General features: G+C 73.4%; 13 protein-coding genes and 2 pseudogenes. 9 read left to right on the top strand and 6 right to left on the bottom strand.

Annotated elements, in window-relative coordinates; translation table 11 throughout:
• Positions 1–98 precede the first annotated feature (98 nt).
• From QQK26_RS07730 to QQK26_RS07720, 3 genes are all read left to right on the top strand, one after another.
• Complete coding sequence (locus QQK26_RS07730; protein ID WP_284231684.1) at positions 99–1,661, top strand: NCS1 family nucleobase:cation symporter-1; 1,563 nt, start codon at positions 99–101, stop codon at positions 1,659–1,661.
• Positions 1,658–2,377, top strand: a complete 720-nt coding sequence (locus QQK26_RS07725; RefSeq protein WP_284231683.1) for an aspartate/glutamate racemase family protein — start codon at positions 1,658–1,660, stop codon at positions 2,375–2,377. Before QQK26_RS07730 ends, QQK26_RS07725 begins: the two co-directional genes overlap by 4 nt.
• Before the next feature lie 155 nt (positions 2,378–2,532).
• On the top strand, positions 2,533–2,796 hold the full coding sequence (locus tag QQK26_RS07720) for a protealysin inhibitor emfourin (protein ID WP_284231682.1): 264 nt from the start codon (positions 2,533–2,535) through the stop codon (positions 2,794–2,796).
• Between the two features lie 37 nt (positions 2,797–2,833).
• Here QQK26_RS07720 and QQK26_RS07715 read toward each other — a convergent pair whose 3' ends face one another.
• A complete protein-coding gene (locus tag QQK26_RS07715; RefSeq protein WP_284231681.1) occupies positions 2,834–3,247 on the bottom strand; it encodes a hypothetical protein in 414 nt (137 codons plus the stop codon).
• A gap of 57 nt (positions 3,248–3,304) precedes the next feature.
• On the opposite strand from QQK26_RS07715, the gene QQK26_RS07710 reads away from it, so the two are divergent.
• Entirely contained in the window at positions 3,305–4,237 is a 933-nt protein-coding gene (locus tag QQK26_RS07710; protein WP_284231680.1) for a hypothetical protein, read from the top strand.
• 490 nt (positions 4,238–4,727) lie between these two features.
• Here the strand turns inward: QQK26_RS07710 and QQK26_RS07705 are convergent, their stop codons facing one another.
• The 5 genes and pseudogenes from QQK26_RS07705 to pdxS all read right to left on the bottom strand — a co-directional run bounded on the left by QQK26_RS07705 (position 4,728) and on the right by pdxS (position 8,994).
• The gene (locus tag QQK26_RS07705) at positions 4,728–5,738 is read right to left on the bottom strand and encodes an SDR family oxidoreductase (RefSeq protein WP_284231679.1); all 1,011 of its coding nucleotides are present in this window, start codon (positions 5,736–5,738) and stop codon (positions 4,728–4,730) included.
• Entirely contained in the window at positions 5,735–6,088 is a 354-nt protein-coding gene (locus QQK26_RS07700; protein ID WP_284231678.1) for a DUF3140 domain-containing protein, read from the bottom strand. The genes QQK26_RS07705 and QQK26_RS07700 overlap by 4 nt, the downstream gene beginning before the upstream one ends.
• A 51-nt stretch (positions 6,089–6,139) precedes the next feature.
• Positions 6,140–7,495 carry a serine hydrolase domain-containing protein gene (locus QQK26_RS07695; protein ID WP_284231677.1) on the bottom strand — a complete coding sequence of 452 codons (1,356 nt, stop codon included), beginning with the start codon at positions 7,493–7,495 and terminating at the stop codon, positions 6,140–6,142.
• 16 nt (positions 7,496–7,511) lie between these two features.
• Positions 7,512–8,104 (bottom strand): annotated as a pseudogene (pdxT, locus tag QQK26_RS07690) (pyridoxal 5'-phosphate synthase glutaminase subunit PdxT).
• Positions 8,098–8,994 (bottom strand): pyridoxal 5'-phosphate synthase lyase subunit PdxS, encoded by an 897-nt coding sequence (pdxS, locus tag QQK26_RS07685; protein ID WP_284231676.1) that lies wholly within the window; start codon positions 8,992–8,994, stop codon positions 8,098–8,100. Before pdxS ends, pdxT begins: the two are co-directional and overlap by 7 nt.
• 98 nt (positions 8,995–9,092) lie before the next feature.
• Here pdxS and QQK26_RS07680 point away from each other — a divergent pair, with 98 nt between their 5' ends.
• The 5 genes and pseudogenes from QQK26_RS07680 to QQK26_RS07660 all read left to right on the top strand — a co-directional run bounded on the left by QQK26_RS07680 (position 9,093) and on the right by QQK26_RS07660 (position 14,746).
• Positions 9,093–10,430, top strand: coding sequence for an aminotransferase class I/II-fold pyridoxal phosphate-dependent enzyme (locus QQK26_RS07680; protein ID WP_284231675.1), 1,338 nt, complete (start codon positions 9,093–9,095; stop codon positions 10,428–10,430).
• A 30-nt stretch (positions 10,431–10,460) separates the two neighbouring features.
• Positions 10,461–12,046: pseudogene (gene metG / locus QQK26_RS07675) on the top strand (methionine--tRNA ligase).
• Positions 12,043–12,933 (top strand): TatD family hydrolase, encoded by an 891-nt coding sequence (locus QQK26_RS07670; protein WP_431307994.1) that lies wholly within the window; start codon positions 12,043–12,045, stop codon positions 12,931–12,933. The pseudogene metG and the gene QQK26_RS07670 overlap by 4 nt, the downstream one beginning before the upstream one ends.
• A complete protein-coding gene (rsmA, locus tag QQK26_RS07665; RefSeq protein WP_284231674.1) occupies positions 12,933–13,769 on the top strand; it encodes a 16S rRNA (adenine(1518)-N(6)/adenine(1519)-N(6))-dimethyltransferase RsmA in 837 nt (278 codons plus the stop codon). Before QQK26_RS07670 ends, rsmA begins: the two co-directional genes overlap by 1 nt.
• Before the next feature lie 41 nt (positions 13,770–13,810).
• Positions 13,811–14,746, top strand: a complete 936-nt coding sequence (locus QQK26_RS07660) for a 4-(cytidine 5'-diphospho)-2-C-methyl-D-erythritol kinase (RefSeq protein ID WP_284231673.1) — start codon at positions 13,811–13,813, stop codon at positions 14,744–14,746.
• The last annotated feature ends 86 nt before the right edge of the window (positions 14,747–14,832 follow it).

Below are 14,832 nucleotides of genomic sequence, written 5' to 3'. Positions count from 1 at the left end.
GCCGCCCGAATCGCGAAGTCATAACTTCAGGTCATCGCATCACCGGCTCCATCCCCGTCACCGACGAGCGGCGAACGCCGCAGGACGAAAGGCCACCCATGACCGACCAACTGGAGCGCGACGCCGCCCCCGCGACGGCGACCCCCGTCGAGACCAACCTGCGCCCGGGCTACGATCCGCGCCTCGCCAACGAGGACCTCGCCCCGCTGCGCAAGCAACGCTGGGGCAGCTACAACATCTTCGCGTTCTGGATGAGCGACGTGCACAGCGTCGGCGGCTACGTCACCGCGGGCAGTCTCTTCGCGCTCGGCATCGCCAGCTGGCAGGTGCTCGTCTCGCTCATCGTCGGCATCGTCATCGTGCAGGTCTTCACCAACCTCGTCGCGAAGCCGAGCCAGCGCACCGGCGTGCCCTACCCGGTCGTCAACCGGGCGATCTTCGGCATCCGCGGCGCCAACGTGCCCGCGATCATCCGCGGTCTCATCGCCATCGCCTGGTACGGCGTGCAGACCTTCCTCGCCGCCGAGTCGCTGAACATCGTGTTCCTCAAGTTCATCCCCGGCTCCGCGGCGCTCGCGACCGACTACTCCTTCCTCGGGCTCTCGGCGCTCGGCTGGATCTCGTACGCGATCCTGTGGTTCGCCCAGGCCGCGCTGTTCTGGGGCGGCATGGAGCGCATCCGCCGCTTCATCGACTTCGCCGGGCCCGCCGTCTACGTCGTCATGATCGTGCTGGCCGTCTACCTGGTCAGCCGGGCGGGGTGGGAGAACATCAGCCTCGACCTCTCCGTCGGCGAGCCCCTCGACCTCTGGGCGTCGATCCCCGTCATGTTCGCGGCCATCGCGATCGTCGTGTCGTACTTCTCGGGCCCGATGCTCAACTTCGGCGACTTCTCGCGCTACGGCAGGTCGTTCAAGGCCGTGAAGCAGGGCAACCTGCTCGGCCTGCCCGTCAACTTCCTGTTCTTCTCGATCCTGACCGTGCTCACCGCATCCGCCACCGTGCCGGTGTTCGGCGAGCTCATCACCGACCCGATCCACACGGTCGAGCGCATCGACACGCCCTTCGCGATCCTGCTCGGCGGCCTCACCTTCGTCACCGCGACCGTCGGCATCAACATCGTCGCCAACTTCATCGCCCCGGCCTTCGACTTCTCGAACGTCGCCCCGTCGAAGATCAGCTGGCGGATGGGCGGCATGATCGCCGCCGTCGGCTCGGTGCTGCTGACCCCCTGGAACTGGTACAACAACGACCAGGCGATCCAGTACACCCTCGGCTTCCTCGGTGCGCTGATCGGACCGCTGTTCGGCATCCTCATCGCCGGCTACTACGTGGTCGCCCGCCAGCGCATCAAGGTCGACGCGATGTACACGATGGCCGAGAACGGCGCGTACTGGTACCGCAAGGGCGTCAACCCCAACGCGATCTGGGCGATGGTCGGAGCCGGCCTGCCGTCGGTCGCCGCGGCGGTGCTCACCCGCCCGCTCGCCGACCTCGGCCTGGTCGACCTCACCTGGCTCGGCAACTTCAGCTGGTTCATCGGCTGCGGCATCGGCTTCGCGCTGTTCGTGCTGCTCGAGCGGATGCGCCCGCGCGTGCCGTCCTTCGAGGGCGAGACCGAGGGCGTCGACGACGGTTCGGTATCGGAGGACGCCGCGTGAGGATCCAGCTGGTCAACCCCAACGCGTCGCGGGCCATGACCGCGAAGATCGCGGTCACGGCCCGGGCGGTCGCCGGGCCCGGCGTCGAGATCGACGCCGTCACGAACGACGAGGGGCCCGCCGCCCTCGAGAGCCACACCGACGACGCACTGGCCCTGCCCGGCCTGCTGCGGGCGATCGAACGAGCGGATGCGGGCGGCGCCGACGCGCACGTCATCGCCTGCTTCGGCGATCCCGGCCTCGACGCGGCGCGCGAGCTCGCCCGCGGGCCCGTGATCGGCATCGCCGAGGCGGGCATGCACGCCGCCGCGCTGGTGAGCCGCCGTTTCGCGGTCGTCACCACGCTGGCCCGCACGCTCGGCCATACCCGCGACCTCACCCGGCGTTACGGCTTCGGCGAGGCGTGCGCGGCGGCCTACGCCGCCGACATCCCGGTGCTCGACCTCGAGGAGGCGTCGCCCGCCGCGGTCGAGCGCATCGGCGCCCTCGCCGAGCGGGCCGTGCACGAGGACGGGGCCGAGTCGATCGTGCTCGGCTGCGCGGGCATGACGGATCTCTGCACCGCCCTCGAGGTGCGCCTCGGCGTGCCCGTCATCGACGGCGTGGCCGCCGCGGTGGGCCTGGCGAGCGCGCTGGTGCGCATGGGCGCCAGCACGTCGCGGCGGGAGGAGTACGCGCCCCCACCGCGCCGCCCGGGCGAGCTGCTGCGGGTCTGAGCGCGTTCGATCCGAGCGCGTTCGATCTGAGCGCGTCCGACCCGAGCGGCAGCGGTGCGAGTCCTGGCGCCCGCGGCGCGGCCCCGGGCGCCAGGACTCGCACCGCTGCGAGCACGATCGGGCGACGTCCCGGCGCGCGGCGTACCATCGGCCGCATGAGGATCACGGTGGTGCGCAGCGGCGGTGTCGCGGGCCTCTCGCGGGAGTGGACCGTGGTCGTCGAACAGCAGCCCGACGCCGATGCGTGGCGCGAGCTGCTCGAGCACGTGCCGTGGGAGGCGCCGCCCGCGGAGGACGGCCGTCCGGACCGCTACGTGTACCGCATCCGCTCGTCCACGCACGAGGTGCGCGTGGGGGAGTCGGCGCTCGAGGGGCCCTGGCGCGAGCTCGTCGACCGGGTGCGCGCCGCGCAGGGCTGACGGTGGTCCGCTTCGGGCGACGGGCCGTCAGCATCGGTCAGCGTCCGTGCGCGTCGTCGGCGTCGTCCGCCGACAGGTCCTCGACCGAGTCGAGCGTCTCACCCGAGAACAGCACCGCGACGCCGAGGTCGCCCACCTCCGGCAGCGGGCACTCGGCGAAGCGGATGCTCCACTCCTGCCCTGCCCAGAAGGTCGCCTCAGGCGACCACCCGGTCGCGGTGCCGGCCTCGGCGCGGTAGAACTCCTCGACCGCGTCGCCGGCGCGCACGATCCACGCGTCGGCGTCGGCGAGGACGCCGGCGATGAAGGACGTGTCGAGCTGCTCCTCGGTGGCGGGCTCCTCGACGACGATCGTGACCGGCAGGTCGCCGGCCCACCCGAGCCAGGCGGTCACGCCCTCGGGGGCGTCGGTGGGCTGCAGGTCGGTGAGGCCGGGCACGCGCGGGGTCATGCCTCCAGCCTAGGACGCGGCCTGGGTTCTGCCAGCGGCCGGCGCTAGCGTTGGCGCATGCCGACCCGCGACGACATCCAGCACTGCCTGCTCACCTCCCTCCGCCGCCTGGGCGACGCTCGAAGCGTCGAGCACGGAGTCGTCACGAGCGCCGCGACCGGTGCGCTCGCGCTCATCGACCCGGCCTCGCTCGGCCCGCGGGCGCGCTTCGCGCTGCGCCTGGCGAACGCCGGTCTCGGTGCGGCCGTCGTCTGGGCGAGCCTGCGCGACGAGCCGCAGCTGCAGGACCAGCCCGGCCTGCGCGGCGGTCTCACCGCCGGAGCCGCCGGCCTCACCCTCGCAGCGGCCGAGCTGGGCGAGGCGGCGGATGCACGGTTCCAGCAGCGCCTCCAGCGCGCGGGCGTTCCCGCCCCGCGCCTCGCGATGGCCCTCGGCGCCGTCGCGGCCACCGCGGCCAGCTGGTGGTTCTCGAAGCGCAGCGCCGACCAGCGCGAGCTGGAGGAGCTGGAACGGCTCTTCGACGACGAGCAGCCCGCCCTCGAGGAGCAGCTCGTCGACATCCCGGCACCCGCGCGCGCCCTCGTCGAGGCGCTGCTCGAGCGCAGCGAGGACCACGGCTCGTACGAGCTGCGTGCCCAGTTGAAGCTCGCCCGCGCCGTCGAGTACCTGGGGGAGGACGAGGAAGCGTTCTACCCGGGCATCGGCTTCGCCATCCCCGAGGGCTCGCCGCTGGCGGTGCCGGGGAACGCGAACTTCCCGGTGGTCGGGCGGTACACGGCGCTCGACGACCGCAGCTTCGACGTGGCCGTCACCGTGCTGGACGGCCGCCTCGCGAACCTCTTCGTGCAGCCCGCAGCGGACTGGACCGAGCAGCAGCACCTCGAGTGGTTCGAGCAGGGCCGCGACGTGCAGGAGCTGCCGGGTTGGCCGACGCCCGCCCAGCTCGAGTTCCTCGTCGAGACCCGTGAGGGCCTGAAGCCGCTCGGCTGAGCGCAGCGCGACGGCACGGCTGAGCGCAGGGCGACGGCTCGGTGCGCCCTGCGGTGCCCGTGCGCCCGCGCGGAGCCGCCGCGCCGAGCCGCCGAGCCGCCGCGCTGAGCCGCCGCGCGGAGCCGAGCCGCCGCGCCGCGCCGCGCCGGCCCGGCCGAGCGTGCCGCTCCGCCCATCCGGCCTGGCACACCTTCCTCACGGCGCAGTATCGCGACGACAGCGCAGCATCCGTTCCGATACCGCAGCGTCGTTCGCGTACGGCCGACCGGGTCGGCGGAGCAGCGGGCATGCTTCGGACTCGCGCAGGACGTTGCTCCTCCGGAGCGGTCGGCACGCACGAGACGAAGTACCGCGACGACAGCGCAGCATGATTCCGCGTACTCCGCTGTCGTCGCGGTACTGCACAGTCCGTGCACGCGACCCCGACCCGAGCCCGCGATCCGCGCAGGCCGGAGCCGAGCCCGCGGTGCCCAGAAGCCGGGCCCGAGCCTCAGCGTCGGCGCAGCAGCCCGACGGCGAGCGCGGCAGCGCCCGCGCCGAGCGCCGCGCCGAGCGCCGCGCCGGCACCCGCCGCGAGCCGGCGGTTGCGGATGCCCCAGAGCTGCACCGAGTCCTCCTTCGCACGGTCGCTGAACGCGCCGCGTGCGCCGTGGTCGCCGGGCGCGGGCTCGTAGAGGTTCTCCGGCAGCCGGGGCCCGTCCTTGTCCGGCGCGAACTGGCCGTCCCAGGCGGCCTTCGACAGGTACCAGTCCATGAAGCGCGGCAGGAACATGTTGCCGAGCACGGTCATGACGGTCGGCTCGCCGACCCACGTGCGCCGGCGCGGGGTGCGCGCCACCTGCACGACGGCGCGGGCGCCCGCCTCCGGCTCGAAGATGGTGGGCACCGGCTGCGGGTGCGCGTCCAGCTTCGACTTGACCCAGCTGAACTGGATCGTGTTGAGCGCCGGCATGTCGACCATCGAGATCGCGACGGCGCTGCCCTCGTGGGTGAGCTCGGCGACCACCGACTCGGTGAAGCCCTTGATGGCGTGCTTGGCGCCGCAGTAGCCGGCCTGCAATGGGATGCCTCGGTGCGCGAGCGCCGAGCCGATCTGGATGACGTGCCCGCGGTCGCGGGGCACCATCCGCGACAGCGCGGCACGGGTGCCGTTGACGACGCCGAAGTAGGTGACGTCGGTGGCGCGGCGGAAGTCGTCCGGGTCGGTGTCGAGGAAGGTGCCGAAGACCCCGACCATCGCGTTGTTCACCCAGAGGTCGATGGGGCCGAGCTCGGCCTCCACGCGGGCGGCGGCGGACTCCACCGCCTCGCGGTCGGCGACGTCCGTCGCGATGGCGAGCCCGCGGCGTCCGCTCGCCTCGATCTCCGCGAGGGTCGCGGCCAGTCCGTCGGCGCCGCGGGCGAGCACGGCGACGTCCCAGCCGTCTTCGGCGAGGGCGCGCGCGGTGGCGCGGCCGAGGCCCGCGGTGCCGCCCGTGACGACGGCGATGCGGGCGCTCACGAGCGCCCTCCCCGCGAAGCGCCCGCCTTCTCCGGGTCGTGACCCCAGTTCATGAGCGAGTAGCGCCAGTTCGTCTCGGTCACGTCGCCCTTCGGCCGCTGCTCGAGGTGGCGGTGCACGTAGCCGACGACCTTGCGCATGTGCGCCCAGTCGGCGTCGCTCAGGTCGGCGCGCTTCGTGCCGAGGATCTCGACGATCCGCCGTCCGCTCCGGTGGCCGGTCGACTCGCCGTCGCCCTGCCCCACCGACTTCGACTCCTCGGTCTGCAGCCAGTCCTCCAGCTGCTTCGCGGTCAGGTTGACCGCCTCGTCCCAGTCCTTCGCGATGCTCGTGCGCTCGTCGTCATCCATGCCGAGCACTCTCCCCACGCCGGCTCCGCGCCGCCGCCGCGGGGCTGGACGTCAGCCCACCGTCACCCGGAACGTCTGCACGGTCGCCTCCGCCAGCGGGGTCATCTCGATGACGACCCTCAGCGAGCCGGTCACGCCGGAGAGCCGCCACTCGAGGTGCGACGGCGCCACCGAGCGCTCGGCGAAGGCCGGCGCCTCGCGTAGCCCGCCGACCGCGGCGACCGCGCGCTCGATCTGGGCGCGGCGGCGCTCCAGGGGCTCGTCCATCGCGACGTTCATCGCGAGGAGCCGCTCCGCATCCGCGTCGGACCACGAGCGGATGAGGGCGGTCGCCGCCTGCTGCGCCGCCCGCGTCAAGGGCCACAGCTCCGCGAGCCGGTCGCGGCGGGGGAGCCCGTCGAGCAGCGCGACGAGGGCCGCGTCCGCCGGCTCGGCGACGTTCGCGTAGGTGCCGTTGGCGAAGGCGACGACGCCGACGCCCTGCTCGGCCGACCAGCGCATCCGCGCGCTGAAGCCGGGGTAGCCGCCCGAGTGCGCGACGAGCGGGCCGTGCCCCGGGTGCACGTCGACGGCGAGCCCGTAGCCGTAGCCGCGCACGCCGTCGAAGCGGTGGATCTGCTGCAGCTCCCGACGGCTCGCGGCCGACAGCGGGCCGCCGAGCGCGGGCAGCGACGGGTCGAAGGCGCTCGCCAGCCAGCCGGCCCAGTGGGCGAGGTCCTCGACCGTGCTGAACAGGCCGCCGATCGCCGAGAAGGCGCCGGGGCCGCTGAACGGCAGCTCCTCCCAGCGCCCGTCGCGCGCGTGCAGGCCGGGCGCGATGCCGCCGGGCGCCTCCACCGTCGCGTCCCAGCCGGTGTGGACCAGGCCGAGCGGGTCGAGGAAGCGGCGGCGGATCACGCTGCGGAACGGCGCCCCCGCAGCCTCCTGCACGACGCGGCCGAGCAGCGCGTAGCCGAGATTCGAGTAGGCGAAGGCCGTGCCGGGCACGGTGTCGAAGCCGAGACCTGCGGCGACCAGCGCGTCGAGCTCGTCGTCGGTGATCGACTCCTGCCGGTCGCCCCACGGGTTGTCGGTGGCGAGGCCGCCCGACATCGTGAGCAGCTGCGCGACCGTCGGCGGCGTCGACGTCGCCGTCGGCAGGGGGACGGATGCGAACGCCGGCACCCAGCGCGTGATCGGGTCGTCGAGCGCGAGCGCACCCTCGTCGCGCAGCGCGAGCACCGCGGCGGCCGTGAAGCTCTTCGTGCAGGACGCGATGCGGTAGGCGCGGTCGCGCCCGTCGCCGTCGGCGTGCACGAGGCCGCTGCGGTCGAAGACGCCCCAGGCGGCGCCGGGCGCGCGGCCGGTGGCCAGGTAGTCCGAGAAGCGGGCGTCGAGGTCGGTCAGGAGCGCTGCAGGGATCGTCACCGATCCATTGTGGCGCTCATCCGCCCATGACCTCGTTCAGGAAGTAGGCGTGCATCCGCTCGTCGTCCGTGGTCTCGGGGTGGAAGGCGGTGCCGAGCAGTCCACCCTGGCGGACCGCGACGATGGCCCCGTCCGGCAGCGTCGCGAGCACCTCCACCTCGGGGCCGAACGATTCGACGACCGGAGCGCGGATGAACACGGCGCGCACCGGATCCGCTCCGATCGCCGGCATCGCGATCGTGGTCTCGAACGACTCGCGCTGCCCCCGAAGGCGTTGCGGCGCACGGTGACGTCGAGGCCGCCGAGCTGCCGCTGACCGGGCGCGCCGCCCTCGATCTGCTCGGCGAGCAGGATGAGCCCGGCGCAGGTGCCCCAGACCGGCAGCCCGTCGGCGATGGCGGCGCGCAACGGGTCGCGCAGCCCGAATGCGCGGGCGAGCTTGTCGATGACGCTCGACTCGCCGCCGGGGACGACGAGCCCGGCGAGCCCGTCGAGCTCGCCGGGCCTGCGCACCGGCACCGCATCCGCGCCGAGCCGCCCGAGCGCGCGCAGGTGCTCGCGCACCCCGCCCTGCAGCGCGAGCACCCCGACGCGGGCGCCGCTCACCAGCCGCGCTCGGCGAGCCGGTGCGGTGCGGGCAGGTCGGCGACGTTGATGCCGACCATCGCCTCGCCGAGGCCGCGCGAGGCCTCGGCGATCGCATCCGGGTCGTCGAAGAAGGTCGTGGCGCGCACGATCGCGGCCGCGCGCTTGGCCGGTTCGCCGGACTTGAAGATGCCGGACCCGACGAAGACGCCGTCGGCGCCGAGCTGCTTCATGAACGCCGCGTCGGCCGGGGTGGCGACGCCGCCGGCGGTGAAGAGCACGACGGGCAGGGCGCCGGTGCGGGCGACCTCGGCGACGAGGTCGTAGGGCGCCTGCAGCTCCTTGGCCGCGACGTAGAGCTCGTCCGCCGGCGTCGACGCCAGGGCGGCGATCTCGGAGCGGATGGTGCGGATGTGCTTGGTCGCCTCGGAGACGTCCCCCGTGCCCGCCTCGCCCTTGGAGCGGATCATCGCCGCGCCCTCGGTGATGCGCCGCAGCGCCTCGCCCAGGTTCGTCGCACCGCAGACGAAGGGCACCTCGAAGCTCCACTTGTCGATGTGGTTGACGTAGTCGGCCGGGCTGAGCACCTCCGACTCGTCGATGTAGTCGACGCCGAGCGCCTGCAGCACCTGCGCCTCGACGACGTGGCCGATGCGGGCCTTCGCCATGACGGGGATCGACACGGCCGCGCGGATGGCGTCGATCAGGTCGGGGTCGCTCATACGGGCGACGCCGCCCTGCGCCCGGATGTCGGCGGGCACGCGCTCGAGCGCCATGACGGCGACGGCGCCGGCATCCTCGGCGATGCGGGCCTGGTCGGCGGTGACGACGTCCATGATGACGCCGCCCTTGAGCATCTCGGCGAGGCCGCGCTTGACGCGGGCGGTTCCGGTGGCGGGGTGCTGTTCGGTCATGGGAGGGGACGATACACCCGCAGGTCGTTTTGTCCTAGGACAATGCGATCGGATACGTGACGATAGCGTGGGCACGTCCGTCGGCAGGGGAGGTCCGCATGCGCGTCGAGCGCCTCACCGGCAGCACCGCCGCCGAGATCGTCGACGCCGTGCGCGCCGCCATCGCCGACGGCGCACTCGCGCCCGGCGAGACGCTGCCCACGATGCGCGCCGCCGCCGAGCACCTCGGCGTCAACCGCAACACGGTCGCCGCCGCCTACGCGCAGCTCGCCGCGATCGGCGCGGTCGAGTCCCACGGGCGCCGCGGCACCGTCGCCGCCGCCGCGGCCGAGCTGCCGGGGGAGGGACGGGCGAGCCGCGAGGGCGCCGTCAACCTCGCCGACGGCAATCCCGATCCGCTGCTCCTGCCACCGCTGCCGCCTCTGGCCGCCGACGCGCAGCCGGTGCTCTACGGGGCGCCGCCCGTGCATCCGCGTCTCGAGGCGATCGCGCGAGCCCAGGTGCGCGGATCGCTGCCGGAGTCGCACCGCATCACCGTCGCCGGCGGCGCCGTCGACGCGATCGAGCGGCTGCTCTCGAGCGCCCTCGTGCGCGGCGAGGCCGTCGCCGTCGAGGACCCGGGGTTCCTCTCGCACGCCGGCATCCTGCGGCTGCACGGCCTGCGGCCCATCGGCGTGTCCATGGATGCGGAGGGGCCGCGGCCCGAATCGCTGCGCGAGGCGCTGCGGGCGGGGGCCCGCGCCGTCATCCTTACCCCGCGCGCGCAGAACCCCACCGGGTCGAGCATCTCGGCCGATCGAGCCGAGCAGCTGCGCGCCGAGCTCGCGCAGCACCCCGACGTGCTCGTCGTCGAGGACGACCACTACGCCGGGCTCGCCGAAGCGCCGTACGCGCGCAGCACCCCGCCCGGCGCCCGGCGCTGGGCGCTCGTGCGCTCGGTGTCGAAGTCGCTCGGCCCCGACCTGCGGGTCGCGATGGTGCACTGCGACGACGAGACCGGCGCCCTGCTCGACGCGCGCGGCGGGCACGCCGTCTGGGTGAGCCACCTGCTGCAGCGCGCGGTCGCGGCGGTGCTCGAGGCGCCGGGCACCCAGGAGCTGCTGCGCGCCGCTCGCGAGGCGTACGCCGAGCGGGCGCGGATGCTGACCGACGCCCTCGCGGTGCACGGCATCGCCGCCGCCCCGCACCAGGACGGCGTCAACGTCTGGGTGCCGCTCGACGGCGACGAGGACGCCGTCGTGACGGCGCTGGCCGCATCCGGCTGGACCGTGCGACGCGGCGTGGACTTCGTGACCGGCGGAGGGACCGGCGGAGGCGCCGGAGGGGTCACCGGAGCGGGAGGCGGCGCGGCCGTGCGGGTCACGATCTCGACGATGACCGTCGAGCGCGCGGAGCGCTTCGCGGCGGCGCTCGCCGAGGCGCTGGCGGCGCGATGACGCAGCCGCAGCGCCCGTAGGATGGGGGTTATGGCCTCGGGCGACTCGTTCTACATCACCACCCCCATCTTCTACGTCAACGACGTGCCGCACATCGGGCACGCGTACACGGAGGTGGCGGCCGATGTGCTCGCGCGCTGGCACCGCCAGTCGGGCGACGACACCTGGCTGCTGACCGGCACCGATGAGCACGGGCAGAAGATCCTGCGCACCGCCGTCGCCAACGAGACCACCCCGAAGGCGTGGGCGACCAAGCTCGTCGAGGAGGCGTGGCAGCCGCTGCTGCAGACGATCGACATGTCGAACGACGACTTCATCCGCACCACGGAGGAGCGCCACGAGACGGGCGTGCAGCGGTTCCTGCAGCACCTCTACGACGAGGGGCACATCTACGCGGGCGAGTACGAGGGCTTCTACTGCGTCGGCTGCGAGGAGTACAAGCAGCCGAGCGACCTCGTCGACGGCACCGGCGCCTTCGAGCACCAGAAGGTGTGCGCCATCCACTCCAAGCCGGTGGAGCTGCTGCAGGAGAAGAACTACTTCTTCCGCATGAGCGCCTTCCAGGAGCGCCTGCTCGACCTCTACGAGACGCGCCCCGACTTCATCCAGCCCGAGAGCGTGCGCAACGAGATCGTCAGCTTCGTGCGCCGCGGCCTCGAGGACCTCTCCATCTCGCGCTCCACCTTCGACTGGGGCGTCAAGGTGCCGTGGGACGACGACCACGTCGTCTACGTCTGGTTCGACGCCCTGCTCAACTACGTCACGGCCGCCGGCTACGGCCAGGACGACGAGACCCTCGCGCGCCGCTGGCCGGCCGTGCACCTCGTCGGCAAGGACATCGCGCGCTTCCACGCCGTCATCTGGCCCGCCATGCTCATGGCCGCGGGCCTCGAGGTGCCCAAGCACGTCTTCGGCCACGGCTGGCTGCTCGTCGGCGGCGAGAAGATGTCGAAGTCGAAGCTCACCGGCATCGCCCCGCAGGACATCACCGACACGTTCGGCTCGGATGCGTTCCGCTACTACTTCCTGCGCGCCATCGCCTTCGGGCAGGACGGCTCGTTCAGCTGGGAGGACCTCTCCGCTCGCTACCAGGCCGAGCTCGCGAACGGCTTCGGCAACCTCGCCTCCCGCGTGATCGCGATGCTGGCCAAGTACTTCGACGGCGCCGTTCCGGCCGCGGGCGAGGAGACGGCGGCGGAGGCGCGCATCCACCAGGTCGTCGAGGCTGCCGTCGCGGATGCGGACGCCGCGATCTCCCGCTTCGCCATCCACGAGGCGATCGCATCCGTCTGGACCATCGTCGACGAGCTCAACGGCTACATCACCGAGCAGCAGCCCTGGGTGCTCGCGAAGGACGACGCCACCCGCGAACGGCTCGGCACCGTGCTCAACACCACCGCGGAGGGCTGCGCGCGCTCGCGGTGCTGCTCTCGCCGGTGATCCCGAAGGCCGCCCAGAAGCTCTGGACCGCGCTGGGCGCCGAGCCGGTGCTCGGCGCGCTGGCCGCGCAGCCGCTCGGCGACGCGGCCCGCTGGGGCCAGCTCCCCGCCGGCACCGCCACGACCGCGCTCGAGCCGCTGTTCCCGCGCATCGAGCAGGAGACGACGACCGCGTGAGCGATCCCGTGCACGTGCGCCAGCGCAAGGAGGGGCCCGAGCCGGGCGCCTCCAAGCGGGCGTACCCGCCGCTGCCCGAGCCGCTCGCGGTGCCGGTGTACGACAACCACACCCACCTCGAGATCGCCGACGGCGACGCGCCCCTCGACTGGCGCGAGCAGCTCGATCGCGCCACCGCGGTCGGCGTGCGCGGCGTCGTGCAGGTGGGCACCGACCTCGAGACGTCGCGCTGGTCGGCGGATCGAGCGGATGAGGACCGGCGGATGCTCGCGGCCGTCGCCCTGCACCCCAACGAGACCCCGCGGTACGCCGCCGAGGGCACCCTCGACGCCGCGCTCGCGGAGCTCGACCAGCTGGCCGCCCGCGACCGCGTGCGCGCCATCGGCGAGACGGGGCTCGACTACTTCCGCACCGAGGGCGACGGGCTGCGCGTGCAGCTGCAGGCCTTCGAGGCGCACATCGACATCGCGAAGCGGCACGGCATCGCGCTGCAGATCCACGACCGCGACGCGCACGACGACGTCGTCGCGATGCTCGAGCGGGTCGGCTCCCCGGAGCGCACCGTCTTCCACTGCTTCTCCGGCGACGCCGACCTGGCGCGCCTCGCCGCCGAGCGCGGCTGGTACCTCTCCTTCGCCGGCACGGTCACGTTCAAGAACGCGCCGAACCTGCGCGAGGCGCTCGAGGTCGTCCCTCGCGAGCTCGTGATGGTCGAGACGGACGCGCCGTACCTGACCCCCGCGCCGCTGCGCGGTCGCCCGAACGCGCCGTACCTCATCCCGCACACGCTGCGCTTCATGGCCGCGCACCTCGGGGCGCCCGTCGACGAGCTGGCCGCGCAGGTGGCCGCCAACACCGAGGCCGTCTACGGCGATTGGGGCATCTGATGGCCGCGCTGCTGGGACCCGCCGAGATCCGCGACCTCGCCGAGCTGCTCGACCTGCAGCCGACGAAGAAGCTGGGCCAGAACTTCCTGCTCGACGCCAACACGGTGCGCAAGATCGTGCGCACCGCCGGCGTGCAGTCGAACGAGCTGGTGCTCGAGGTCGGCCCGGGCCTCGGCTCACTGACCCTCGGCATCCTCGAGACCGGCGCCGAGGTGCTGGCCGTCGAGATCGACCCGCGGCTCGCGCAGCAGCTGCCGCACACGGTTGCCGCGATGCAGCCGGAGGCGCGCATCACGGTGATCAACGAGGACGCGCTGAAGGTGGCCGAGCTGCCCGGCGGTCCGACCTCGCTCGTCGCCAACCTGCCCTACAACGTCTCCGTGCCCGTGCTGCTGCACCTCATCGGCGGCTTCGAGCACATCGCGCGCGGCGTCGTCATGGTGCAGGCCGAGGTCGGCCAGCGCATCGCCGCCACCCCCGACTCGAAGATCTACGGCTCGCCCTCGGTGAAGGCCGCGTGGTACGGCCGCTGGTGGCTCGCCGGCACGATCAGCCGTCAGGTGTTCTGGCCCGTGCCGAACGTCGACAGCGTGCTGGTCGCGTTCGAGCGCGGCGCGGCGCCGGGCACCGAGGAGGAGCGCATCCGCACCTTCAGCCTCGTGGACGCCGCCTTCCAGCAGCGCCGCAAGATGCTGCGGCAGTCGCTCTCGAGCGTGCTGGGATCGTCGGCGGCCGCATCCGAGGTCATCGAGCGGGCCGGGCTCGCGCCGACCGCCCGCGGCGAGGCGCTCTCGATGCCCGACTTCCTGGCGATCGCGAGGGCGTCGCTGGCCTGAGGCTCGCGCATCCGTCGCGGCGCTACCGCTAGCGTGGGTGCATGAGCCTTGCACCGCCCGCCGCAGTGGTGCACGCGCGAGCCCCGGGCAAGATCAACGTGGCCCTGCAGGTCGGCGCGCTGCAGGAAGACGGCTACCACGACGTCGCCGTCGCCTACCAGGCGGTCTCGCTCTACGAGGACGTGCGCGCCTCGCACGCGGACGGCTTCAGCGTGGCCTTCACGGGCACGATCGACACGAGCGGCGTGCCCCTCGACGAGGCCAACCTCGCCGTGCGCGCCGCGCGCCTGCTGGCCGCCGAGACCGGCTACCGCGGCGGCGCGCACCTCGAGATCGACAAGCACGTGCCCGTCGCCGGCGGCATGGGCGGCGGCTCGGCCGACGCGGCGGCGACCCTGCTCGCCTGCGATGCGCTCTGGGGCACCGGCCTCGGCCGGGAGAAGCTGCTCGCGCTCGCCGCACGGCTCGGCGCCGACGTGCCCTTCGCGCTCACCGGCGGCACCGCCATCGGCACCGGCCGCGGTGATCGGCTGAGCCCGGCGCTCGCCAAGGGCGTCTTCCACTGGGTGCTCGTGCCCGCCGAGCACGGCCTCTCGACCCCGGAGGTCTACGCGGCGCTCGACGAGCACCGCGAGCGGCACAAGCAGGACATCTTCCCGGCCGTGCGCGCCCCCATGGTCGGCGCCGACGTGCTGCAGGCCCTGCGCGCGGGGGACCCGCACATGCTCGCCGAGTCGCTCGGCAACGACCTGCAGGCCCCCGCGCTGCGGCTGCGTCCGAGCATCGCCGAGGTGCTCGAGACGGGCGAGGCGAGCGGCGCGCTGGCCGGCGTCGTCTCCGGCTCCGGGCCGACCACGGCCTTCCTGGTGGCGGATTCGGATGCGGCGCTGGAACTGCACGTCGCGCTGAGCGCATCCGGCTACCGCACGCTGCGCGTGACCGGCCCGGTGCACGGCGCGCGCATCGTGCACGACTGAGGCGGGCGGATGTGAACCGTCGACGCACACGCGTCTTGTGCGGGAGCCCTCGCGTGACTGCGCCTCGCATGATCGAGACGTCGGGC

The sequence above is a fragment of the Arenivirga flava genome (assembly GCF_030161575.1).
GTDB lineage: Bacteria > Actinomycetota > Actinomycetes > Actinomycetales > Microbacteriaceae > Arenivirga > Arenivirga flava.
The sequence above is the reverse complement of the archived record's forward strand: the minus strand, read 5'-3'. Positions and strand labels throughout refer to the sequence as shown.